Origin of the sequence: Massilia sp. YIM B02769 (genome assembly GCF_030411995.1) — a bacterium.
Lineage (GTDB): Bacteria > Pseudomonadota > Gammaproteobacteria > Burkholderiales > Burkholderiaceae_D > Telluria.
The window spans coordinates 257,654-281,113 of the sequence record NZ_JASNRC010000007.1 but is presented as its reverse complement, the minus strand read 5'-3'; the positions used below and the strand labels follow the sequence as shown (position 1 = coordinate 281,113).

Annotated in this window: 17 protein-coding genes; 6 read left to right on the top strand and 11 right to left on the bottom strand. The window is 67.1% G+C overall.

Features of this window, described 5'->3' with window-relative positions; translation table 11 throughout:
• Nucleotides 1-2 precede the first annotated feature (2 nt).
• Both QPK31_RS13525 and QPK31_RS13520 read right to left on the bottom strand, forming a co-directional pair.
• The gene (locus tag QPK31_RS13525) at nucleotides 3-1,160 is read right to left on the bottom strand and encodes a DUF444 family protein (RefSeq protein ID WP_290423452.1); all 1,158 of its coding nucleotides are present in this window, start codon (nucleotides 1,158-1,160) and stop codon (nucleotides 3-5) included.
• A gap of 51 nt (nucleotides 1,161-1,211) precedes the next feature.
• Nucleotides 1,212-3,185: a serine protein kinase gene (locus QPK31_RS13520; RefSeq protein WP_290423451.1), complete on the bottom strand. Its 1,974-nt coding sequence runs from the start codon at nucleotides 3,183-3,185 to the stop codon at nucleotides 1,212-1,214.
• Between the two features lie 224 nt (nucleotides 3,186-3,409).
• On the opposite strand from QPK31_RS13520, the gene QPK31_RS13515 reads away from it, so the two are divergent.
• On the top strand, nucleotides 3,410-3,919 hold the full coding sequence (locus QPK31_RS13515; protein ID WP_229435631.1) for a pyridoxamine 5'-phosphate oxidase family protein: 510 nt from the start codon (nucleotides 3,410-3,412) through the stop codon (nucleotides 3,917-3,919).
• A gap of 87 nt (nucleotides 3,920-4,006) precedes the next feature.
• Here QPK31_RS13515 and QPK31_RS13510 read toward each other — a convergent pair whose 3' ends face one another.
• Nucleotides 4,007-4,405: a hypothetical protein gene (locus QPK31_RS13510; RefSeq protein WP_290423450.1), complete on the bottom strand. Its 399-nt coding sequence runs from the start codon at nucleotides 4,403-4,405 to the stop codon at nucleotides 4,007-4,009.
• Nucleotides 4,406-4,473: 68 nt separating this feature from the next.
• On the bottom strand, nucleotides 4,474-4,917 hold the full coding sequence (locus tag QPK31_RS13505; protein ID WP_290423449.1) for a DUF411 domain-containing protein: 444 nt from the start codon (nucleotides 4,915-4,917) through the stop codon (nucleotides 4,474-4,476).
• A gap of 161 nt (nucleotides 4,918-5,078) precedes the next feature.
• Between QPK31_RS13505 and QPK31_RS13500 the strand changes: the two genes are divergently transcribed.
• From QPK31_RS13500 to QPK31_RS13485, 4 genes are all read left to right on the top strand, one after another.
• On the top strand, nucleotides 5,079-7,598 hold the full coding sequence (locus QPK31_RS13500; RefSeq protein ID WP_290423448.1) for an alpha/beta hydrolase fold domain-containing protein: 2,520 nt from the start codon (nucleotides 5,079-5,081) through the stop codon (nucleotides 7,596-7,598).
• A gap of 16 nt (nucleotides 7,599-7,614) precedes the next feature.
• Nucleotides 7,615-7,995: a DUF2784 domain-containing protein gene (locus tag QPK31_RS13495; RefSeq protein WP_290423447.1), complete on the top strand. Its 381-nt coding sequence runs from the start codon at nucleotides 7,615-7,617 to the stop codon at nucleotides 7,993-7,995.
• 94 nt (nucleotides 7,996-8,089) lie between these two features.
• Nucleotides 8,090-9,862 carry a thiamine pyrophosphate-requiring protein gene (locus QPK31_RS13490; protein ID WP_290423446.1) on the top strand — a complete coding sequence of 591 codons (1,773 nt, stop codon included), beginning with the start codon at nucleotides 8,090-8,092 and terminating at the stop codon, nucleotides 9,860-9,862.
• Nucleotides 9,863-10,145: 283 nt separating this feature from the next.
• Entirely contained in the window at nucleotides 10,146-11,546 is a 1,401-nt protein-coding gene (locus QPK31_RS13485) for an amino acid permease (RefSeq protein ID WP_290423445.1), read from the top strand.
• Between the two features lie 73 nt (nucleotides 11,547-11,619).
• Here QPK31_RS13485 and QPK31_RS13480 read toward each other — a convergent pair whose 3' ends face one another.
• Complete coding sequence (locus tag QPK31_RS13480) at nucleotides 11,620-12,222, bottom strand: nicotinamidase (protein WP_290423444.1); 603 nt, start codon at nucleotides 12,220-12,222, stop codon at nucleotides 11,620-11,622.
• Between the two features lie 119 nt (nucleotides 12,223-12,341).
• Between QPK31_RS13480 and QPK31_RS13475 the strand changes: the two genes are divergently transcribed.
• Nucleotides 12,342-13,586, top strand: a complete 1,245-nt coding sequence (locus QPK31_RS13475) for a site-specific integrase (protein WP_290423443.1) — start codon at nucleotides 12,342-12,344, stop codon at nucleotides 13,584-13,586.
• Nucleotides 13,587-13,645: 59 nt separating this feature from the next.
• On the opposite strand, the gene QPK31_RS13470 is transcribed toward QPK31_RS13475, so the two are convergent.
• The 6 genes from QPK31_RS13470 to QPK31_RS13445 form a co-directional block, all read right to left on the bottom strand.
• Nucleotides 13,646-14,755: a Gfo/Idh/MocA family protein gene (locus tag QPK31_RS13470; protein WP_290423442.1), complete on the bottom strand. Its 1,110-nt coding sequence runs from the start codon at nucleotides 14,753-14,755 to the stop codon at nucleotides 13,646-13,648.
• Nucleotides 14,756-14,771: 16 nt separating this feature from the next.
• A complete protein-coding gene (locus QPK31_RS13465; RefSeq protein ID WP_290423441.1) occupies nucleotides 14,772-16,994 on the bottom strand; it encodes a heme-degrading domain-containing protein in 2,223 nt (740 codons plus the stop codon).
• Nucleotides 16,991-18,331, bottom strand: a complete 1,341-nt coding sequence (locus QPK31_RS13460; protein WP_290423440.1) for an MFS transporter — start codon at nucleotides 18,329-18,331, stop codon at nucleotides 16,991-16,993. Before QPK31_RS13460 ends, QPK31_RS13465 begins: the two co-directional genes overlap by 4 nt.
• Complete coding sequence (locus QPK31_RS13455; protein WP_290423439.1) at nucleotides 18,318-19,382, bottom strand: glucokinase; 1,065 nt, start codon at nucleotides 19,380-19,382, stop codon at nucleotides 18,318-18,320. The genes QPK31_RS13460 and QPK31_RS13455 overlap by 14 nt, the downstream gene beginning before the upstream one ends.
• Nucleotides 19,383-19,398: 16 nt before the next feature.
• A complete protein-coding gene (locus QPK31_RS13450; RefSeq protein WP_374045804.1) occupies nucleotides 19,399-20,733 on the bottom strand; it encodes a GH1 family beta-glucosidase in 1,335 nt (444 codons plus the stop codon).
• Between the two features lie 119 nt (nucleotides 20,734-20,852).
• On the bottom strand, nucleotides 20,853-23,309 hold the full coding sequence (locus QPK31_RS13445; RefSeq protein ID WP_290423437.1) for a TonB-dependent receptor: 2,457 nt from the start codon (nucleotides 23,307-23,309) through the stop codon (nucleotides 20,853-20,855).
• Nucleotides 23,310-23,460 lie beyond the last annotated feature (151 nt).

Below are 23,460 nucleotides of genomic sequence, written 5' to 3'. Positions count from 1 at the left end.
GCTCATGCGGGCACCTTCGTGTCGGGCTGTTCGCCGAAGAAGCGGCGCAGGGCGCGCCAGACATCGTCGGGATGCGACAGCACGCTGGCCCCGACCGGCAGGCCGCGCACTTCCAGGTCCGTGAACAGGCGCCGCATCTCGGTATCGAGCGAGCGGGTGACGCTCGGCAGGGTTTCGACGAATCCAATGTAGTTGAGCATACCCGCCAGCTCCTTCAGGCTGTGGTGGGTGGCGCCGCGGTCTTCGGTAAAATTTTCGCCGTCGGAGGCGTAGAACAGGTACAGGTTGGTTTGCCCGGCCAGGCGCTCGCGCCGGATGATGTCGAGCGCCAGCCGGAAGCCGCTCGAAGCGATCGTGCCGCCGATGCCGCTCACCTGGAAAAAATCGCCCTCGGCAAATTCCCAGGCCTGGGTAGTATGCGCGATGAAGCGCGCCGCCACCTTTGCATAGCGGCGCCGCAGTCCCTGCAAGGCAAAGAAAAAGAAGGACTTGGCCAGCTTGCGTTCGAGCGGGGTCATGCTGGCCGAGACGTCGATCACGAAAAAGATCAGGGCCGCGCTGGCCGGGCGCGGGCGGCTCACCAGCTGGCGAAAGCGCAGGTCCTCGTCAGTGAAGGGCAGGGGATCGTCCTGCACCGCGCGGCGCTTGATCGCTTCCTTCAGGGTGCGGCGCCGGTCGAGGCGCGAGCGCGCGCCGCGCCGGTCCCAGCCCTCGCGCACCAGTTCGGTATCCGGGATGGCGTGGCTGGACACGGGTTGCAGGTCGGGCAGGCGCAGATCTTCCCACAGCCAGTCCATGATCTCGTCGATCGAGAACTCCAGCAGCAGCTTGACTTCGCCGTCCTCGTTGCCGCCGGCCCCGTATTTGCCCTCGTCGTCATCGTCGTCCCCGGCATGGCGCAGGATATCGCCGGGCTGGCCCTGGCCCTGGCCGGCGCCGGTTTCGACACGGCCTTCGGCCAGGCGGAAGCGCGCATGTTCCAGCAGGCGCACCGGCACCTGCACGCTGCGCTGCCCGGGGCCGGTGATCAGGTCGGGCCCGGCGATCAGGTCGGGCAGGTGCTGGCGCACCGCCTCGCGCACCTTGTCGTTGTGGCGCAGCCAGTCGCGCGCGCCGCGCGAGAACAGCTCGTACCATTCGGTGCTGATGGTGAGCGCCATGGCGTAAGTCCTGTGCCTGTGCGTGGATGGCGGCCGGTTCGTGGGCGCCGGTCATTCCTGGGCCAGCAGCGTGGTGACATAGTTCAGGGCTTCGCGCGCGCTGTGGGCGTCGTAGCCGTACTCGTCGACCAGACGCTTTTCCACGGCTGAGATCTTGGTGCGCACCTCGTCGTCGGGCCGCTTGCTCGAACTGACCAGGCGCAGCACGTCGCGGCGCTGCTCGAACAGGTATTGCTGGACCGCGTCGTTGAGCTGGATGTGGCTGTCGAGGCCGAACCTGGCGCCGCGCTTGTAGGCGCCCATGGCCTTGCGCACCACTTCCTGCCGGAACGACTGCTTGCCCGACTCCGAGATATGGATCTTTTCCTCGACCGCGCGCAGGAAGCGTTCGTCCGGGCGCCGTTCCTCGTTCGTGATCGGGTCCTTGATGGTGCGGTTGTCGAGCATGGCTTCCACCTCGTCGAGGTATTTCTCGAGCAGCTCCAGCGCTTCGCCCTCGAAGGAAACGAACAGCGCCTTGTGCACGTCCTGCTTCACCCAGCGGTTATAGAAATCCTTGCGCGTCAGTACCAGGTAGTCGACCCACTTGCGTTTCTTGCGCGCCTCGATGCGGGCGTCGTTCTCGATGGCGTCCTTCAGGGCCAGCAGCACGTCCATGGTGGACAGGCTTTTCTGGTTCGAGCCGATGATGGCGTTCGACAACGCATTGATCACGAAGCGCGGCGAGACCCCGGACAAGCCTTCGTCGGGCGCCTTGTCCTTCTCTTTGACCCGGCGGATGTCGGCCCGGTTCACGCCATCGACTTCCTCGTCAGCATGGATACGCACCTTCTTGACCAGTTCGACCTCCTTGTCGTCGCCGTCCTGGATGCGCGACAGGATCGCGAACACCGCGGCCGCATGCAGCACGTGCGGATCGAGGTGGACGTCGCGGAAGGCCGGCGCCGCCGAGGAGATCAGCTTGCGGTAGATGCGCGCTTCGTCGCGGTAGTTCAGGGTGTAGGGCACCTGGACGATCACCATGCGGTCGAGCAGGGCCTCGTTCTCGCTCTCCTGCAGGAACTTGCGGAACTCCGCGAGATTGGTGTGGGCCAGGATGGTTTCGTCGAGGTAGATCAGCGGAAAGCGCGCCACCTTGACGTTCTTTTCCTGGGTGAGCGTGAGCAGCAGGTAGAGGAATTCGCGCTTGACCTTCAGGATCTCGATCATTTCCAGCACGCCGCGGCTGGCCGCGTACACCGCGCCGGACCAGGACCAGGCGCGCGGGTCGCCCTCGTCGCCGTACTGCGCCACCTTCGACAAATCGACCGAACCGACCAGGTCGGCCAGGTCGGCGGTGGTGGGGTCGTGCGGCGCATAGGTGCCGATGCCGCTGCGCCCGGCCTCGGAGATGAAAACGCGCTCGACCGGCATGCGCAGGAAGTCGCCGTCGAAGCCGTCTTCCAGGCGCGCGCGGCAGTGCGGACACAGCTCGCCGGCGATGTCGATGCCGTAGGTGTTGCGGCAGGCGGCGCGCATGCTGTGCGGCACCAGGTGCAGCGGCGACTCGCGCACCGGGCAGCCGCCGATCGCGTACAGCGCGCCCTCGTCGGTGCGGCTGTATTCCTCGAGGCCGCGCTTGAGCAGGATGACCAGGGTCGACTTGCCGCCCGATGGCGGACCGAGCAGCAACAGCAGGCGCCGCCCGACCTCGGAGCCGGCCGCGGCCGCCTTGAAATAATCGACCACCCGCTCGAGCGCCTCGTCGATGCCGAACAGGTCGTCGGCGAACAGGCTGCAGCGCGGCTTGCCCTCGGCATCGTCGAGGCAGGTGGCGCGCATCATGTCCCAGATGTACTGGTGCGAGCTGCGCGCCAGGCGCTGCGCCGCCTGCGGCAGGATGACGCCCAGGAAATCGGCGAAGCTTCCCGCCCAGTGCCCGGCCCGGTGCTGCCGGTTGAACTGGTCGAGGCCCTGCAGGAACACATCGTGCCCGCCGGCCTGCGCCGACTGCGCGGCCGGCAGATTGTCGCCCGGGTGCGTCACGTTTCCTCCGTTGGCTGGTGTGGCGGTTGGGCGGCCCTGGCCGGCCGCGCGAAGCCACAGTATCGGTGGGCGCAACTTGATGCGACTGAGGCGTATCAATGTGCGCGACCGAACCTCGCGGGGTCAGCCGGGCCTAATAACACGCGATCCTGCGTTCGCCGCCGCACCGATTGCTTGCGTGCATGCGGTTAGGATGGGGTTTTCGATCAACCGAAGGGTATGCCATGTCCACAACGAATGCTTCCGTCCAGGCCGCGGCACTGGCCGACAAGATCCGCTCGATGCGCTTTGCCATGTTCACCACTGTCGACGAACACGGCCACCTGATCAGCCATCCGATGACCAACCAGGATACCGACGCCGAAGGCGGGCTGTGGTTCTACACCTCGATCCACACCCCGCTGTGGCAGAACATCGCGATGCAGCCCGAGGTGAATGTCAGCTTCGCCCAGCCCGAGGACAGCCTGTACGTGTCGATCAGCGGCACCGCCGAGCGCGTGGTCGACCGCGAGCGCATCCGCGCGCTCTGGAACCCGATGGTGCAAGCCTGGTTCCCGCACGGTCCCGACGACGAGCACGTGGTGCTGGTGCGCGTGGCGCCGCACAGCGCGGAATACTGGGATTCGAACGACAGCAAGATGGTGCGCCTGTTCCAGATGGCCAAGGCGGCCGTCACCGGCACCACGCCGGACGTCGATCCGGGCGAACACGGGACGATCAAGCTGGACAACTGAATGGACAACGGAGCCCGGCGCGAACTGCCGGGCCCATTCGCATACGGGCTCGCGCCAGGAAAGCCGGCGTCAGCGCCGGCTTGACGCTCAGGCTTTTTTGTCCGCCGGCGGCGCCAGGTCGGCCGGCGACTGGTTGGCGCCGCTTTCCGGCGAGCCGATCCCGGTGCCGGTCCCCCCGGCCTGGTCGGAGCGGGTATCGAAGGCCCCACGCGCGCCGCTGTGCATGCCGGACTCGGCCGGCTCGGCCGGATTGCGTGGTGCGGCAGGCGCACCCTCGGCGGATGGCTGGGCGTGGGCAGTGCCTTCGCGCAGCGCATCCTTCAGCTCGCCCTGGCTTGCAGTCAGTTGCTCTCCACCACTGCCGCCCGTTTCCTGTTGCGTTTCGTGGCTGGGCGTCGCCCCGGCCTGGCCGCTCGTCGCGCCACCCACGCCTATCGTGGCCGACGCATCCTGGTCTGTCCCGTTCCTGCCTTGTGCATTCATCATGGTTCCTCCTTGAAGTTGTACCAATTATGCCAAGCCAGGCCTCGGAAGGCCGCACGGACGCACGCCCATCAGCGGTAACGCTTGTACACGCCCGTGCTGCCATCCTTCTTCACCAGCAGCACCTCGTACGGATCGCTGTGCGCGCCCTCCATGCCTGGCGAGCCCATCGGCATGCCGGGGACCGCCAGGCCGGTCGCCTCCGGCCGCGTGGCCAGCATGCGCTTGATGTCCGATGCCGGCACATGGCCCTCGATCGCGTAACCGGCGACCCTGGCGCTGTGGCAGGAGCCATGCGCGTCGGCGATGCCGAACTTCGCCCGGTAGTCGCCCGGGTTCGCCACGTCCTGCGCCTTGACGCTGAACCCGTTTTCCTCCAGATGCTTGATCCACTGTTTGCAACAGCCGCAGCTGGCGGTCTTGTAGACCTCGACCACGGGCTGGGCAGCCGTCGCGAACAGGGGCAGGGCGGCGAGGAAGGGCAGCAAGGCACGGGAAACGAATGGCAAGGACATGGGACTCTCCAATAAAAGCAGTGGGATTGCCCGGCGCGGGGGCCAATCCGGATGACGGAACCCCGCGATGCTACACCAGCCGGAGGCCAAGCCGCCATGCCCGCTTTCGTAGTATCTTTACAGAAATTGTTTGGACGTGGTTGCCTGACCTGGAGACCAGCATGACCTCGCATCCTCCCGCATCCGGCGTACTCGCCGCCGACGCACCGTCCGGGGCGCCGCTGCCGCCCACCAGCCCGGACACGCCGCTCGAGGCCGTGGTCATCGGCGCCGGCTTCGGCGGCATCTGCATGGGCAGGGCCTTGCTGCAGGCGGGCATCGCCCACTTCGTGATCCTCGAACGGGCGCAGGAGGTCGGCGGCGTCTGGCGCGACAACCGCTATCCGGGCGCGGCCTGCGATGTCCCGTCGCACCTGTATTCGTTTTCCTTCGCGCCGAAGCCGGACTGGCCGCGTACCTTCGCCACCCAGCCCGATATCCTGGCCTACCTGCGCGATTGCACCCGCGCCTTCGGCCTGTTGCCGCATCTGCGCCTGGTCCGGGAAGTGGCGCAGGCCCGCTTCGACGAGGCGCACGCGGTCTGGACCATCCTGACGACGTCCGGGGCAACACTGCACACCCGCCTGCTTGTTAGCGCCACCGGCCTGCTGAGCCGGCCGGCGCTGCCGTCCATCCCAGGCCGCGACAGCTTCGCCGGCCCCACCTTTCACTCGGCCCGCTGGGACCATGCCGCCAGCCTCGCCGGCAAGCGCGTGGCGGTCATCGGGACCGGCGCCTCGGCGACCCAGCTCATCCCGGCCATCGCCGGCGAGGTGAAGGCCTTGCTGGTGTTCCAGCGCTCGCCGGCCTGGCTGAAGCCGCGCGGCGACCGGGCCTATCCGGGCTGGCGCCAGCGGCTGTTCCGGCGCCTGCCGCTGGCGATGCGCCTGCACCGCGCCCTGATCTACGCCAGGTACGAAGCGCGTGCGCTGGCCTTCAGCCGCCTGAAGGGCATGATGCAGCTGGCCGTGGGCCGGCCCTTCCGCCAGATGCTGGCGCGCGACGTGCCCGACCCGGGCTTGCGCGCCAGCCTGACGCCGGACTACCCGATCGGCTGCAAGCGCATCCTGCTTGCCGACGACTACCTGGCGGCGTTTGCCGATCCGCGCGTGCAACTCCTGACCGGCGCCATTGCCCGCATCCACCCGCAAGGCGTCGAAACCGCCGACGGCAGGCTGCACGCCGTCGACGCCATCGTCTACGGCACCGGCTTTGCCGCCACCGACTTCCTGGCGCCGATGTCGATCCAAGGGCGCGACGGGCGCGACCTGAACGCGGCCTGGCGCGACGGCGCCGCGGCCTACCTGGGCATGAGCGTGCCGGGGTTTCCGAATTTCTTCATGCTGTACGGCCCGAATACCAACCTCGGCCACAATTCCATCGTCTACATGCTGGAAAGCCAGGTCGCCCACGTCATGCGCTGCCTGCGCGCGCTGCGGGCCACGTCCTCGACCACGGTGGAAGTCGACGCGGGCGTACACCGCGCGTTCAATACCCGGCTGCAGGCGCGCCTGGGCAGCTCCGTCTGGAACGGTTGCACTAGCTGGTACCTCGACCGCCAGGGCCGCAACAGTGCCAACTGGCCGGGATTCAGCTTCCGGTACCGCTGGCTGGCACGGCATGCGCGCCTGTCGGCCTACCGCCTGGCCGCTCCCTTGGCGGACCGGGCCGGCGGCCTGCGCATCGCCGCGCCACCCGCGCTGGACGAGCGCCTGCAGGCCGCTTTCCAGCGCGCGTTCCTGCGGGCCTGCTTCCGGCCGCTGATCGGGCCGCCTTTCGGCGCCCATTTCCAGCGCACGGTCGTCGGCTTGCTGGCGCCGCTGATGCCGGGCGTGGCCGGCGTGCAGTTGCGCCAGCAACGCATGCAGGAGATACAGGTCGAGATCGTCACGCCGGACCGGGCAGGCCATTTCGGGACCGGCGCCATCCTCTACCTGCACGGCGGCGCCTTTTGCCTGGGGAGTCCCGTCACCCACCGCAGCATCACCACGCGCCTGGCGCGCGATGCCGGCATGCCCGTGTGGGTGCCGGACTACCGCCTGGCGCCCGAGCACCGCTACCCGGCGGCGCTCGACGACGCCGAAACCTGCTACCGCGCCATGCTGGCGAGCGGCATCCCCGCGCACAGGATCGTCGTGGCCGGCGACTCGGCCGGCGGCGCGCTTGCCCTGGCGCTGGCCCTGCGCCTGCGCGACAGCGGCGAGGCGCTGCCGGCCGGGCTGGCGCTGGCATCCCCGCTGGCCGACCCCGGCCTGTCCGGTGCCTCGGTGGCGGCCCGCGCCGGCATCGACCCGATGGTGCGCCGCGCCTGGGTGGCCCAGGGAATACAGTGGTATGCCTGCCCCACAGGCGCCGGCGCGCATGCACCGCTGGCCGCCAGCCTGCAGGGCTTGCCGGCGATGCTGGTCCAGGTCGGCGAGCAGGAGATCCTGCACGACGATGCCACCCGGCTGGCCGCGCATGCCAGGGAATGCGGCGTATCATGCCAGCTAGAAGAGTATGCCGGGCGCTGGCATGTGTTCCATCTGCAAGCCTTTTACCTGCGCTCGGCCGCCCATGCCATCGGGCGCCTGGCCGCCTTCGCACAGGCATGCGCAAGCGAGGCCCCGCCTGACGACATGCAGGCGGATACCGAGACCTAGGGAAGGGGAAGCGCCCATGGGATTTTCGCTGGCCGCCGCCGGGGTCCTGCTGCTGCACCTGGCCTTTGTCCTGTTCGTCGTGTTCGGCGCGCTGCTGCTGGTGCGCTGGCCGCGCCTGGCCTGGCTGCATCTGCCGGCCGCCGCCTGGGGATTCTTCATCGAACTGACCGGGCGGCTCTGTCCCCTGACCACGCTGGAGAAGCTACTGCGGATGCGCGCCGGGCTGTCCGGCTACGGCGAGAGCTTCGTCGAACATTACCTGCTGCGCCTGATCTATCCCGGCAGCCTGACCCGTGAGATGCAGCTCGGCCTGGCGGTCGGCGTGGTCACCATTAATGTTCTCCTGTATGGCTGGGCTTTTCTCTTGCCCAGGTTGCGCCAGCGCGCGCATTCGTGAACCGGCGGTAACGTGCGGGCGCTGGCCATACCCGGTGCTATGCTCGTCCGCAGGGTGCCCGGTCCCAGGGCGCCAGGCTTGACGGGAGAGTTCCATGACGATGACGGTAGGCGATTTCCTCTTGCAACGGCTCGACGAATGGGGTGTGGGCCGCATCTACGGCTACCCCGGCGACGGCATCAACGGCATCCTGGCCGCAATGCGGCGCCAGGACCGCATCGACTTCGTCCAGACCCGCCACGAAGAACTCGCCGCCTTCATGGCCTGCGCCCACGCCAAGTACACGGGCGAGGTCGGCGTCTGCATGGCCACCTCGGGGCCGGGCGCGATCCACCTGCTGAACGGCCTCTACGACGCCAAGCTCGACCACCAGCCGGTGGTCGCCATCGTCGGCCAGCAAAAGCGCGCTTCGCTCGGTGGGCACTTTCAACAGGAAGTCGACCTGGTCACCCTGTTCAAGGACGTGGCCGGCGCCTATGTGCAGATGGCCACCACGGCCGAGCAGATCCGTCACCTGGTCGACCGCGCCTTCCGTATCGCCCGCACCGAGCGCTGCGTCACCTGCATCATCATTCCGTCCGACCTGCAGGACGAGGACGCCGTCACCACGCCGCCGCGCCAGCACGGCAGCATCCTCTCGGGTATCGGCAGCCTGGCCCGTGCCGAGGTGCCGCCGCAGGCAGCACTGCAAGCGGCGGCCGACATCCTGAACGCCGGCAAGAAGGTGGCGATCCTGGCCGGGGCCGGCGCCCACGGCGCCGCCGACGAACTGGTGGAAGTGGCCCGGCTGCTCGGCGCCGGGATTGCCAAGGCCTTGCTCGGCAAGATGGTGGTGGCCGACGACCAGCCCTTCGTCACCGGCTCGATCGGCATCATCGGCACCCAGGCCAGCTTCGACATGATGAACGGCTGCGATACCTTGCTGATGGTCGGCTCCAGCTTCCCTTATTCCGAATTCCTGCCCGAGGAGGGCCAGGCGCGCGGGGTACAGATCGACATCGACGGCAAGATGCTCAGTTTGCGCTACCCGATGGAAGCGAATTTGATCGGCGACGCCAGGGCTACCTTGCGCGCCCTGATCCCGCTGCTGGAACGCAAGCAGGACCGCAGCTGGCAGCAGGGCATCGAAACCAGGGTGGAGGCGAGCTGGCGCTTGCTGGAAGAAAAGGCGCGGATGGACACGCCGGAGCTGAACCCGCAGCGCGCTTTCTGGGAACTGTCGCAGCGGCTACCCGACGACGCCATCCTGGCCGGCGATTCCGGTTCCTCGACCTCCTGGTATGCGCTCGACATCAAGGCGCGCACCCGCATGCTCGGCTCGCTCTCGGGCGGGCTGGCGACCATGGGTTCGGCCGTGCCGTATGCCTTTGCCGCCAAGATGGCCTATCCCGGACGCCTGGTGGTGGCGCTGGTGGGCGACGGCGCCATGCAGATGAACGGCATGAATTGCCTGATCACGATCGCGCGCACCTGGCAGGACTGGAGCGACCCGCGCCTGATCGTGCTGGTGCTGAACAACCGCGACCTGAACTTCGTCACCTGGGAACAGCGCGGCATGGCCGGCGAACCGAAATACGAAACCTCACAGGAACTGCCCGACGTGGCCTACGCCGATTACGCCCGCCTGCTGGGGCTGGATGGCGCCCGCGTCGAACGCCCGGATCAGCTCGGCGCCGCCCTGGATGCGGCCTTCAATGCCGACAAACCCTTTGTCCTCGACATCGTCAGCGAGGCGAATATCCCGCCCTTGCCACCCCATATCACCCGTTCCCAGGCCAGGAAATACTACGAGGCCATCGAAAAAGGCGAGCCGGAGGCCGATGCCGTTCGGCGGGCGCTTGCTCAACAGGGGTTGACGGAGCAATAATGCGGATGTGCTGGCTTATTCTTATCGCTTTTCGGGCACGCGTGTAAAGACGCGGCGTGGAAAGTGTGAATCGATTGGCGCCTGGCGGCTCTGCAGGCGCTTTTTCTTGTTCCGACGATAATCGTATCCGGTGCCGCCGGCGTCCTGCGCCGGCGGCAAGGGTGTGCGCATGGGAGGCACAAGCCGGCGAACGACAGCAGGTCTGCAGGGAAGCGGGAAGGGCTTGCGCCACAAGCGTCGGCCTTCCGACAGGAGACGACAATGCATAACAGGAGAACGCGTAGTGAGTATTTTTAGGACGAAGAACCTCGATACCATGGTGGCGGGCGCCGCCAAGCCTGGCGGGCTGAAAAAGGTCCTCGGACCGATGGACCTGATCCTGATGGGTATCGGGGCAATTGTCGGCACGGGTATCTTCGTGTTGACGGGTACCGGCGCGGTCACGGCCGGCCCGGCGCTGACGCTTTCCTTCATCATCGCCGCGATTGCCTGCGGTTTCGCCGCGCTGTGCTATGCGGAATTCGCGTCGAGCGTGCCGGTGGCCGGCTCGATCTACACCTATTCCTACGTGACCCTGGGCGAAATCGTGGCCTGGATGATCGGCTGGGACCTGCTGCTCGAATACGGCCTGGCCACCTCGACGGTTGCCGTCGGCTGGTCCGGCTACTTCCAGTCGCTGCTGAAAGGCGTCGGCATCGTCCTGCCGGAAGCCCTGCGCGGCGCCCCGGGCGCGATTCCGGGCGTGGACACTGTCTTCAACCTGCCGGCCTTCCTGATCATGATGGTCCTGACCTTCATGCTCTCGCTCGGCGTGCGCGAATCGGCGCGCGTGAACAACATCATGGTGCTGATCAAGACCGGCGTCGTGCTGCTGTTCATCTTCGTCGGTGTCAACTACGTCAAGCCGGAGAACTGGCAGCCGTTCATGCCGTTCGGCATGGGTAGCGTGATGAGCGCCGCCGCACTCGTGTTCTTCGCCTTTATCGGCTTCGACGCCGTGACCTCGGCCGCGGAAGAAGTCAAGAACCCGAAGAAGGACCTGCCGATCGGCATCATCGGTTCGCTGGCGATCTGCACCATCCTGTACGTGGTAGTCGCGGCCATCATGACCGGTATCGTGCCTTTCCCGAACTTCAAGGGCGTCGACCACCCGGTGTCGCTGGCGCTGCAATACGCCGGCCAGGACTGGGTTGCCGGCTTCGTCGACCTGGCCGCCATCCTGGGCATGAGCACCGTGATCCTGGTCATGGCCTACGGCCAGACCCGCATCCTGTTCGCCATGTCGCGCGACGGCCTGCTGCCGAAGAAACTGTCGGAAGTGCACCCGAAATACGGCACGCCTTACTTCGCCACCTGGATGGTCGGCATCATCTTCGGCCTGATCGCCGCCGTCGTGCCGCTGGGCGTGCTGGCCGAGCTGGTGAACATCGGCACCCTGGCCGCCTTCTCGCTGGTGTCGCTGGCCGTCATCATCCTGCGCAAGAAGCGTCCGGACCTGCACCGCGCCTTCCGTTGCCCGGGCGTGCCGGTGGTGCCGGCCCTGGCCATCATCTTCTGCCTGGCCCTGATGTCCTTCCTCAGCTGGCACACCTGGGTGGCCTTCATCGTCTGGCTGCTGCTCGGCCTGGCCGTGTACTTCGGCTACGCGCGCCAGCGCTCGGTGCTGAACAACACCCAGCCATAATCGATTGACGATGTAAAAACGGCGCCCCCGGAAACAGGGGCGCCGTTGTCGTTTGTGCAGCGCTGAATACGGATCAGGCCGCGGCGGCTTCCTGTTCCAGTTCCGCCAGCGTCGCGGCGGTGGCGCCGGCCTCGCGCATCTGCGCGATCGCACGTTCGCCGTCCTCGGGCTGCACGTTCACCGCGCGCATCGCTTCGGGCAGGATCACGGTCTCGAAACCGTTCTTCAGCGCATCGAGGGCGGTGTTCAGCACGCAATAGTCGGTGGCCAGGCCGCACACAAACACGCGCGTGATGCCGTGCCCGCGCAGGTGGTCGGCCAGGGCCGTGCCGTTGAAGGCCGAGTAGGCGTCGACATCGGCCGTATCCGCCTTCGAGATGATCACGGTGTCGGCCGGCAGCGCCAGCTCGTCGGAAAATGCGGCGCCGCGGGTCTCGGCCACGCAATGCGGCGGCCAGGGACCGCCGCGCGCCGCGAAGGAACAATGGTCTTCGGGATGCCAGTCGCGCGAGGCGTAAACGGGCAAGCCGCGCGCGGCAAACCTGGCCATGGCCTCGTTGATCGGCGCCAGCACCTGGTCGCCCTCGGGCACGCCCAGGCTGCCGCCAGGAAGAAAGTCGTATTGCATGTCGATGACGAGCAAGGCATCGCTGTCTTGCAGACGGATCGGATTCATATAAGCAGGTCCTCGCGGTTTGTACACAAATCAAGGTTAGCACGTCGGGCATGCAGGGGGTACCGCCAGGCTTGTTGAAGATGCTATACTGTGTTTTTATACAGTATCTCTTGCTTCACATGACTAAGTTCGTTCCCATCGACCTCGGCTCCACCGTTCCCATCGAGGAGGACGCAGCCGCGCCCAGCGGGCGGCTCGGGGTCAAGATGTTCCGGGTGGCGGACGATCCGATTACCGAGGCGCAAACCGACATCGAGATCGCGCGCGAGTTCATCGCCAACGGCGAACTCACGCCGGCCTCGATCGCCAATTCGCAAAAGGAACTGTACCGCTTCCTCACCTGGTGCCGCGAAGAAGCGAAAAAAACCCTGTCCCAGCTGAACGTGGCCGACCTGAACGCCTACAAGGATTTCCTGCGCAACCCGCCGCCGGACTGGATCTCGAAGACCAAATGGCCGCGCAGCGATCCGCGCTACCGCCCGTTCACAGGGCCGCTGTCCGATCCCAGCCGGCGCCAGGCCATGATCGCGGTCAAGGGGCTGCTCGCCTTTGCCGAGCACACCGGCTACCTGCGCCGCAATCCCGGCGCGCTGGTGCGCAATGTGCGCACACCCGTTGCCAGCCGCATCACGCGCTACCTCACGCCCGAGGCGATTGCCCTGGCCATCGACACGGTGTCGAATCGCCTGGCCGATTCGCCCGCCGCCGAACGGCGCCGCGAACGCGACCGCTTCCTGCTGATCGCCTTTGCCCATACCGGCGCGCGCCTGAACGAAATCGTCAGCGCCAACATGGGCGCCATCTATACCGAGGGCGGCGGGCGCTGGTGGATCGACGTGCTCGGCAAGGGCAACAAACCGCGCCGCCTGCCGGTGCCGGAAGAAATGCTGGCCGCCTTCCAGCGCTACCGCGAAGCCTACGGCTTGCCGCCGCAGACGGCACGCGTCGACCGCATGCCGCTGGTGCTGTCCAGCCGCAGCCGCGAAGTCACGCGTCTCACCGACGAGGCGGCTTCCGAAGCGCTGAAGGGCATCTTTGCCGAAGCGGCAGGGAAGGCGGCGCGCGCCGGCGACAGCGACATGGCAGCCACCTTGCGCCACGCTTCGGCACACTGGCTGCGCCACAGCATGCTGACCAACCATGCCAACAATGGGGTGCAGCTGAAAACCCTGCAGGACACGGCCGGCCACGCCAACATCGCCACCACGGCGGGTTACCTGCACAAGACCGATCACGAACGGCACGACGAGATCATCGCGTCGGTGGAAGGCGCCAGGCGTGGCGCCAAGGGAGGCGACAAGGACGACGACAGGCGTGCGGACAAGGGTGGCGACCTGCCCGGCCGGGACGAGCCGGCCGACTGAGGCGACAGTGCCGGCCGCGCGTCCAGCCACCGGTGGCTGGCGACTGCGCGGCGCCGCGGCTACCTTCGCCCGGCCGGCGCATCCGACGGCGCATGTGTCCTTTCGACGTCCGACTCATTTGCCAACGCATTTGCCAACCCATTTGCCAACTCATCGGCCAAGGGATTTGCCACCTCATCGGCCAAGGCATCGGGCAATTCATCGGATGGATACCGCAAACCGATCTGGGCGCGGATCTCGTCCAGCACGCGCATGCCGGCCAGCGTGTCGTCGTGGGTCATCAGCGGATGCTCGATCCATCCGGCCCGCAGCGCCTCGCCGGCGGCAAGGGCTTCGTGCACGTAGCCATTGCCCAGGAAAGGCGTGGGAATACCACGGCTGCTGCCATCGGACGCCGTCACCGTCAGCGAACCCGCCATATGAAACATGCTGTCCATGCGGATACTGCCCAGCGAGCCGGCAATGTGCAGTTCGCAGGGCGTGCGCGCGCGCAGCGAACAGCTCGACACCGACATGGTCCCGCCCCGGTGCCGCATGACGAAGCCGGTGCCGAGGTCGACACCGGTGTCGCCGATCACGGCCTGGGCCTGCACGCTCTCGACCGGCCCAAGCAGCGCGCTGGCAATCGACAGCGGATAAATGCCCAGGTCGAGCAGGGCGCCGCCGCCGAGTTCGCGTTGATTGACCCGGTGCCCGGGGTCGCGCGTCGCGGCGAACCCGAAGTCCGCCTGCACCAGGGCCACCTCGCCAATCTCGCCGTCCGCCACCAGGCGCCGCACTTCCGCCAGGGCCGGCATGAAGCGCGTCCACATCGCCTCCATCAGGAACAGCCTGCGGCTGCGCGCCAGGCCGATCATCCGCCGCGCCTGGCGCAGGTTCATGGCAAAGGGCTTCTCGCACAGCACGGCCTTGCCGGCGCCGAGCGCCAGCAGGGTATTCTCCGCATGCAGCGTGTGCGGCGTGCCGATGTAGACGATGTCGACCCCGGGCGCCGCCACCAGCGCTTCGTAGGAGCCGTAGGCGGCCGCCCCGAATTCCTCGGCAAACGCGCGGGCGGACCCGAGGCTGCGCGAGCCGACCGCCACCAGCCGCGCACCCGGCGTCTCGCGCAGGGCCTGGGCAAAGGCGCGGCTGATGCCGCCGGTGCCGAGGATGCCCCAACGAATCATGTCGTTTCCCATGATGTCAGAGCTCGCCGGCGACGCCGAGATAATCCTGCAGGGCGCGCACGACCAGTGCATGGTCCTCGGCGCCAGGCAAGCCGGAGACGGTGATCGTGCCCACCTGCCCGGTGCCGCGCACGACCACCGGGAAGGCGCCGCCGTGGGCCGCGTACTCGCGCACGTCGAAGGTCGGCATGGCATCGATGTCGCCGCCGTTCGCCTTCACCTCCGCATGCACGAACCAGGAGCTGTGCCCGGTACGGTTCGCCAGGTTACTCTTGCGCCGGATCCAGTCGGTGTGATCAGGCGTGGTGCCGCGCATGCCATGGGCGAACAGCAGCATGCCGTTGCGGCGGATCTCGATCGCCACCGCCTTGCCATCGGCACGCGCCAGCTCCACCAGCTTCAGGCCGATGGCGAGCGCCGCTTCGTTGCCGAAGCTGTCGAACTGCAGCACCGCTTCCTGGCGCAGCAATTCTTCGCGGGTATGGTTTTTCGCAGTCATGGCATGGCTTCCTGGGTCGGGCGTCAGCGCCGACAGCGCGCCCAGCACGTACACGAGTGGCGCATTCCAGTTGATCGCCACTTCGTTGCTGGCATAGCTGCAGGCATGGTCGAGGTAAGACAGGGCCGGCAGGCTGGACGGATACGGCGGGCATTCGGCCTTGTCCTGCTGGAAGGGCTGCGGCCCGCCGACCACGAAGCCCGGCACCGGCGCCATGACCTTGTCGCCGAGCGAAGGCCGGTGGTGCGGATGGCGGGGCATACGTGCGCCGAAACCGGTGACGAACGACAGGCCGAGGGCGTTGCGTCCGAACACGTAATCAAGGCCGGACTGGGCCGCATCCAGGTAGTCGCGCCTGCCGTTCAGGCGATAGGCCTGGACCAGCATCATGGCTCCGTTCAGCATTACCGCATTGCTGCCCCAGACAAACTCCGCGCCCTTCATGCCGACCCGGTAGCCGGAACTGCGCCATTCGCTTGCCAGGCGCGCTGCCAGGCCATCGATGCGGCTGGCAATCAAGGCCTGGTCGGCGATCGGACTCAGGCGTGTGCGGTGATGGGCCAGCGACATCCAGGCCAGGCCGCGCACGTCGTCCCAGGCCGGCACCGTTGCCGACACGGTTTCCGGCGCCATCGCCTGGTAGTAGCTGTCCTTGCCGGTCGTGATGTAGAGCTCGGCCGCAGCCCAGGCCAGCTCGTCGTCCACGCGGGCGTCGCCGTACTCTCCGGTCAGCACATCCGCCGGGTTCTTGAACAATACGTTCGGGTGGGCTTGCGCCCAGGCCCAGGCGCGCTCGGCCGCCAGCAGCATCCTGGCGGACAGGCCCGGCCAGCGCTGGTCGTAGGCCGCGAGCACGCGGCTGGCCGTGGCCATGGTCGCGGCAAAGCCGAGCGCGGCCGAGGTGCTTTTCGCCACCACGTAGCGCGGCTCGCGCATCGCCTCGTGCGGCTGGACCATGGCGTCGAAACGCAGGTTGGTCAGCTTGTGGTAGACGCCGCCGTCCTCCGGGTCCTGCATGGCCAGCATCCATTCCAGGTTCCACATGGCTTCGTCGAGGATGTCCGGCACCGCGTCGCCGGACTCGGGAATATTCAGGTCGAGGCCGCCGAACCAGGCGGGAAAATGCTCATAGGCTGCGAGCAAGGTATAGGTGGAAATGGCCGAGCTGGCGATGTACTTGTTGTAATCGCCGGCGTCGTACCAGCCCTTGGCCGCCGCAATCACCGTCCCGGCCGGGCGCGTGGCGGAGGCTGCCGAGGCGTGCACCAGCACCCGGTCGTCGGGGTGGCCGGCCGGACGCGCATAGGCGCCGGCGTGGCGCGCAGCCAGGGCCGTGCCGCTGCGATTGAAATAAAACGCCTTCAATGCCGCCTTGCCGGCCTCGCGGTAGGCTGCGGGCTGGATGGCGAACACATCCGAAAGCGGCTGGCCCGGCACCCGGATGCGGTAGCTGCCCGGCAGGTGCACGGCGCTGAAATCGGCCACGCGCACCGTGTCCCCGGCCGGCGCCCAGGAAGCGGCAGGGCCCAGCTCACCGCGCAGGACAACCCGGCCGCCGTCGTTTGCCAGTACCTCGAACGTCGATCCGGCGCCTGCGGGCACCAGCGCCAGCTTGTTCGCCTGCGGCAGGTAGCCGAGCTGGTTCAACTTGATGGTCGGAACCGGCGCGGACGCCGGCGCAGCGGCGGCACTGGCGGCCAGCAGCAACAGGAGAAGCAGCAACGCGAGGAGCGGCCTCATGCGGGCACCGCCTTGCCGTCCGCCGCGGAGCCGGACGCGGCCAGTCCGTCGTCGTGATAGAAAGGCGCGAACCAGGTAGCGAGGAAGGAAGGAATCGTCGCCACCATCACGAAGACGAAATAGTGCACATAGCCGAGCCACTCCTGCAGGTGGCCGCTGACCACGCCCGTCACCAGCCCGCACAACCCCATCACGCCGGTGCCGAAGGCGTAATGGGTCGTCGTGTACTTGCCCGGCGCCAGCTGCTGCATCAGATAGATCATGAAGCCGACCGCGCCGAAGCCGAAGAAGAACTTCTCGATGACGACCCCGGCCGTGATCAGCACCAGCGAACTCGGCAGGTAAATGCTCATCAGCAGGAAGGTGATATTCGGAATGTTCACCGCGCAGCAGAGCACGAACAGGGTCGCCTTCAGGCCGCGCCGCGCCACATACCAGCCGCCCAGCAGCGAACCGAGCAACACCGCCGCCAGTCCATAGGTGCCGTAGACCAGGCCCAGCATCTCGTTCGACAGGCCGAGGCCGCCTTTCGAGGCCGGGTCGACCATGAAAAAGGGACCGATCTTTTCCAGCAGCCCTATGCTCAGGCGGAAAAGAAAAGCGAAGGCCAGCATGCGCCAGATGCCGCGCTTCTGGAACAGGGTGACAAAGGCATCGAACAGGATGCGGCCGGCATCGCGCATGCTGGCCGGGGTATCGGCGGCGCGTGCGCCATCGGGCATGGTGCGCGCATGCCAGGCGGCCATTGCCAGCATCACCGCGCCGACCAGCACGAAGATCAGGCGCCAGGCGTCGATCCAGTCGGGGCCGAAGACCCTGGGGTCGTGCCCGAAGACCCGGGTATGCAGGTAGCCGCTGAGATACACCATGCCGCCGGCGGCCACGATCGGCCCCACGTTCCACGACAGGCTTTGCAGCCCGCAGTACAGCGACTGGGTGCGGGTATCGAGCGAGGTAACGTACACGCCGTCGCTGGCGATGTCCTGGGTCGCGCCGATGAAGGACAAGCCGAAGAAGACCGCCATCAGCACCGTCATGTAGCCAGGCAGCGACATCGCCAGCGCCACGCCGGCAAACCCGGCGCCGATCAGCACCTGGGCCCAGAGCACGAAGAATTTCTTGGTCCGGTACATCTCGACGAAGGGCGCGAACAGCGGCTTGACGGTGTAGGCCAGGATCAGCAGGCTGGAATACTGGGCGGCCGTGCCGTTGTCCATGCCCAGGTTCTTGAACATGATGGCGGTGACGCTGGTCAGCATCACATAGCCCAGGGCCATCGTGAAATAGCCGGTGGGAACCCAGAGCAGCGGCGAGCGCAGGCGGTCAGCAGTGCGCATGTTCGCGCTCCCGGGTGACAGGCATTGGCGCCGGCGCTGTCGCAAGCGCATGCGCACCCGCGCGCTCGCCCAGATGATCGCCCAGATGATCGCCCAGCATCCGCCCCGCGCCCAGCAGCGCCGGACAGGGCGCCGTGATCAACAGGGTCGGAATCGCCGCCGTGAAGTCGCTGAAGCGGCCCTTGTGCTCGAAGCGGGCGCGAAACGGCGAGCGCGCGAACCACTCGCCCAGGCGCGGCACCACACCGCCACCGATGTAGATGCCGCCGCGCGCCCCCAGGGTCACCGCCAGGTTGGCGGCCACCGTACCGAGCATGCCGGCAAAGCATTCCAGCGTTTCCAGGCACAAGGGATCGTCGCCGGCCAGGCCACGGGCCACGATCCCGGCCGGCTCCAGGGTCTCGAACACCAGGCCCTGGCGCGCCGCCAGCGCTTCCCGGATCAAGGCCAGGCCCGGCCCCGACACCAGGCGCTCGGCCGACACGTGGCTGTAGCGCTCCCAGCAATGGCGCAGGACCGCCACTTCGCGCTCGTCCGCCGGAGAAAAAGCCACATGCCCGCCCTCGCTCTGGAGCGGCGTCCAGCCGCCAGCCCCGTTCGGCACCAGGCCGGACACGCCAAGCCCGGTGCCGGCGCCAACCAGCCCGATCGCCGCCCCCGGCCGCGTCGCGCCGCCACCGACCTTCACCAGATCCGCAGGCATCAGACCGGGGAGCGACATCGCCAGCGCCGTGAAATCGTTCACCACCAGCAGCGTCTCCAGTCCCAGCTCGTGCGCCGCACCCGCGGTCGAGAAGGCCCAGTGGTGGTTGGTCATGCGGACGGCATCGCCGTCGACCGGATTGGCGATCGCGATCGCCGCGTGCTGAACCGCGATGCCGACACTTGCCAGGTAGGCGGACACGGCGTCTTCGAAACGCGGATAGGCGTCGCAGGCGAGGGTGCGCACGGCGCTGAGCTGCCCAGGTGCGCGTTCCAGTGCGAAGCGGGCATTGGTGCCGCCGATGTCGGCCAGCAGGCGCGGGCCATCGGGATAGAAAGCGGGGTGCATGCTGTCTCCTTTGCTGTCAGCGCGCGCGGCGCGCCAGGAAATCGCGGTACCAGAGCGCGCTTTCCTTGAGCGTGCGCTGCTGGGTGGCGTAGTCGACGTGGATGATGCCGAAGCGCTTGCTGTAGCCCGAGTTCCACTCGAAGTTGTCCAGCAGGCTCCAGAGAAAGTAGCCGCGCACGTCCACGCCCTGGCGCATGGCCTCGAGCAGGGCCGCCAGGTGGCTTTGCACGAAGGCGATGCGTTCGGGATCGTGCACGCTGCCGTTCTCGACCGCATCGGCGCGCGCCATCCCGTTCTCGGTGATGTACAGCGGCGGCAGCGGATACTCGGCCTTCAGCTTCAGCAGCAGTTCGGGCAAGCCTTGCGGATAGATCTCCCAGTCCATGTCCGTGGTGCCGAGCGGGGCCGGAGCCGGACGCGGCGGGTCCTCGGCGCTGCACCAGGCGCGAAAGTAATAGTTACAGCCGAGGAAATCGAGCGACTGGGCGATGATGTCGAAGTCGCCTTCTTGCACCTGCGGCGCATTCTCGCCATGCGCACGCAGGGCCAGCTCGGGATAGCGTTTGTTGAAGATCGGGTCCATGAACCATTGCACCGAGCGGGCATATTCCCATTCGGCCAGGGCGCGATCCGCTTCGGAATCGGTGGCCGGGTCGGCGGTCCACTGGTTCAGGACGATACCCAGGCGCGCCGAGCCGGCGGCGGCGCGCATCGCCTGCATCGCCAGGCCGTGCGACACCAGCAGATGGTGCGAAACCTGCACGCTCTGCTTCTGGTCGACCACGCCGGGCGCGAACTGGGCGTTGCCATAGCCGAGATTCGCCGTGCACCAGGGTTCGTTATGGGTGGCAATTGCCGCGATGCGGTCGCCGAAGCGGCGCTTGACCTCGTAGGCATAGTCGGCAAAGCGGTGCGCCGTGTCGCGGTTCAGCCAGCCGCCATCATCCTGCAGGGCTTGCGGCAAGTCCCAGTGGTAGAGCGTCAGGTGAGCCGCGATATCCTTTTCGGCCAGGGCGTCGAGCAGGCGGTCGTAGAAGCCGAAGCCGGCCTCGCTCCAGGCGCCCTTGCCACCCGGCTGCACGCGCGACCAGGCCATCGAGAAACGGTAGGCGTCCACGTTCAGGCCGGCGAGCAGCTCGACGTCCTCGCGGTAACGGTGGTAATGGTCGCAGGCGACCTTGCCGTCGCTGCCATCCTTGATGGCGCCGGGCCGGGTACAGAAGCTGTCCCAAATGGAGGGGCCCTTGCCGTCGGCGTTCGAGGCGCCTTCGATCTGGAAGGCACTGGTGGCCGTGCCCCAGGCAAAATCAGGTGGAAACTGCTCGGCTGATACTGAAATCGGTTTCATCATTGAAGCTTTCGGTTACGCAAAGAGGTGTACGTCGTCCCGGCTGCCCGGCAGCCGTACCCGGACAACGTGGCCGGCGCCGCTGGAGGTAGGCGGCACCAGCCGTGCCGCGGCGGCTGCTGTCAGAAGTCGAAGCCGGTGTTCACGCCGACCGTGCGCGGCGGCTTGTACTGGGCCAGCCACGGGCCGAAGCCGTTGAAGGCGCTGGTCTTGATCTTCTTGTCGTTGACGTTGCGCACCCAGGCGTCGATCCACCAGCCGCGCCCGTTCTGGTAGCGCAGGCCGAGGTCGGCCGTGGCATAGGCTTCCTGGCGGTCTTCCGGACCCAGGTTGAACACGCTCAGTTCGGCGTCGGACTCGTAGTGCGCGGTGATGCGTGGCGACAGGGTGCCGTCGGCGCCGATATGGAAGTTGTGCTGGTATTGCACCGTGGTCGAGAAGCGCGGCGCGTGCGGCATCTTGTTGCCGGTGACGTCGACGCAGGTTTCGATGCGGGTATCGACCGTGCATGGCGGCAGCGCGTAATCGTTCGAGCCGGCCACCAGGCGGCCGAGCTTCGCGTCGAGCAGGGCCAGCGTGACTTGCAGGCGTCCGTTGTCGCCGATGCGGGCGGCGATTTCGCTTTCGATCCCCTTGACCTTGGCGCCCTCGGCATTCTCGATGGCCAGGCCGCGCCCGCCATCCGTGAAATTCACCGGCGAATTGAACTGGAAGTCCTTGAAGTCCGAGTAGAACAGGGCGTTGTTGATGCGCAGGCCGCCGTTCAGGAAGGTGCTTTTCGAGCCGATCTCGTAGTTGGTCAGGGTCTCGGGCTGATAGGGCAGGCCGCGGTCCTGCACCCCGCCCGATTTATAGCCGGTGGCAACGCTGGCATACAGCATGTGGTTGCGGTCGAGGTCGTAGTTGGCGCGCAGCAGGCCAGTCACCTTGCTGCCCTTGAACACGCCGTCGTTGCCCGGCACGCCCGCTTCGAAACCCTGGCCGGGACGGCTCGGGTCGATCGACGGGTTCAGCGGAATCACCGGGATGCCGGCGCCGCCGACCCAGTTGAAGGCGCGCCCGCCGACGTTCTCGCGGCGGTCGTGGGTATAGCGCACGCCGGCGGTCAGGTGCAGGGCGCTGTTCACGTTCCAGGTGGCCTGGCCGAAGGCGGCAGCCGACTTCACGGTTTCCTCGGGCTGGATGAAGGAACCCTGCCACCTGACGGTGCCGTCCTGGGTGCCGTTGAAGGCCGGAATGTCGAAGCGGATGTCGTTCTTCTCGGCCGCGTAATACAGGCCGGCCTGCCAGTCGACGGTCTTGCTGCCCAGCGACTGCAGTTCCAGCTCGTGGCTGTGGCTGCGGTAGTTCGAGTCGACCGTGGTGTGTTCCTGCCAGATGCCGCCCGAGCGGATGCTGGTGGGCAGCACCGCGCCGCCGTCCTGGTCGAAGCGCATCGAGCCGCGGTACGTCGAGAAGCCGGCGATGTAGTGGACGGCGAGGTCGGCGTTCAGGTCCCAGCTCAGGCGGCTGCGGATATTGTGGCTGTCGCGGTCGATCCAGGGTGCGCTGTCGCTCAGGGTCGACCAGTGCTTCTGGCCCGGACGCGGGTTCTGCATCAGGTTGGCGCTGGGCGTGCCGCGGTCGGCGAAGTTTTCGTAGGCGACGTTCCAGCGCAGGGCCGGATTGATCTGCCACAGCAGGCTGACGCGGGCGGCGGTCTGGTTCTGGGCGCTGTATTTCTGGTTGCCGACCACGTAGTTGTTCGGGTTGATCGGGCGGAAGGCGGCGATGTCGCCGCCGGCGGCGACGAAAGCCGCCTGCTGGTCGGCCAGCGAGACGCCCGGGAATTTCTGGTAATCGACATAGCCGTCGTGCTGCTCGTGCACCACCGCGAAGCGCAGGGCGGCGTTATCGGAGATCGGCACGTTGAAGGCGCCGCGCGCGCCATAGCGCTTGTAGTCGCCGACGCCGCCCTCGACGTAGCCGGAGCGGCTGTTCAGGGTCGGCTTCACGGTCTGGATGTTCACCGCGCCGACGGTCGAATTGCGGCCCCACAGCGTACCCTGCGGACCACGCAGCACCTCGATGCCCTCGACGTCGAACAGCAGGGCGGTGGCGCCTTCCGCGCGCGGCGAATACACGTTGTCGACGAAGGAGGCGACTTCCGGATCGGCATACTGGGTCTTGGCGCTGTCGTTGCCGATGCCGCGCAGGGTCATGGTGGTGACGCCGTGGTCGCCCTGGGCCGTGGCCTGGAAGCCGGGCACCAGCGCCACCACGTCGAGCATGGTCTGGACGTGGTTGTCGGCCAGGGTGGCGGCCGACAGCGCGGTCACGGCGATCGGGGTTTTCTGCAGCGAGGTGTTGCGCTTGGTGGCGGTGATGCGTACCTCGGGGATCACATTCGCGCCTGTGCTTCCATCCGCGCCGGCAGCGGCGGCCGGCTGGGCAGGCACGGCGGCGGCGGTGTTCGACTCGGGCGTCTGGACCGGGGCGGTCTGGGCATGGGCGCCGCCGATACCGGCGAGCAGGGTGAGGATGGCGAGCTGGATCTGGGCGTGGGCGTGCCGCCCGCGTTGCGGTGCAAGGGTTTCCATGGTTGTCTCCAATGTGGAATTATTGATTTGCGCGTCAGCCGGCAGCTTTTTGTAAGAAATCGATTTCATCCGCCGTGAAAACGATTTCATGCTACATTTGGACTTGTTCGAAAGTCAAACAAAATTTGCGAGCTTGTTGCGGACAATGTTT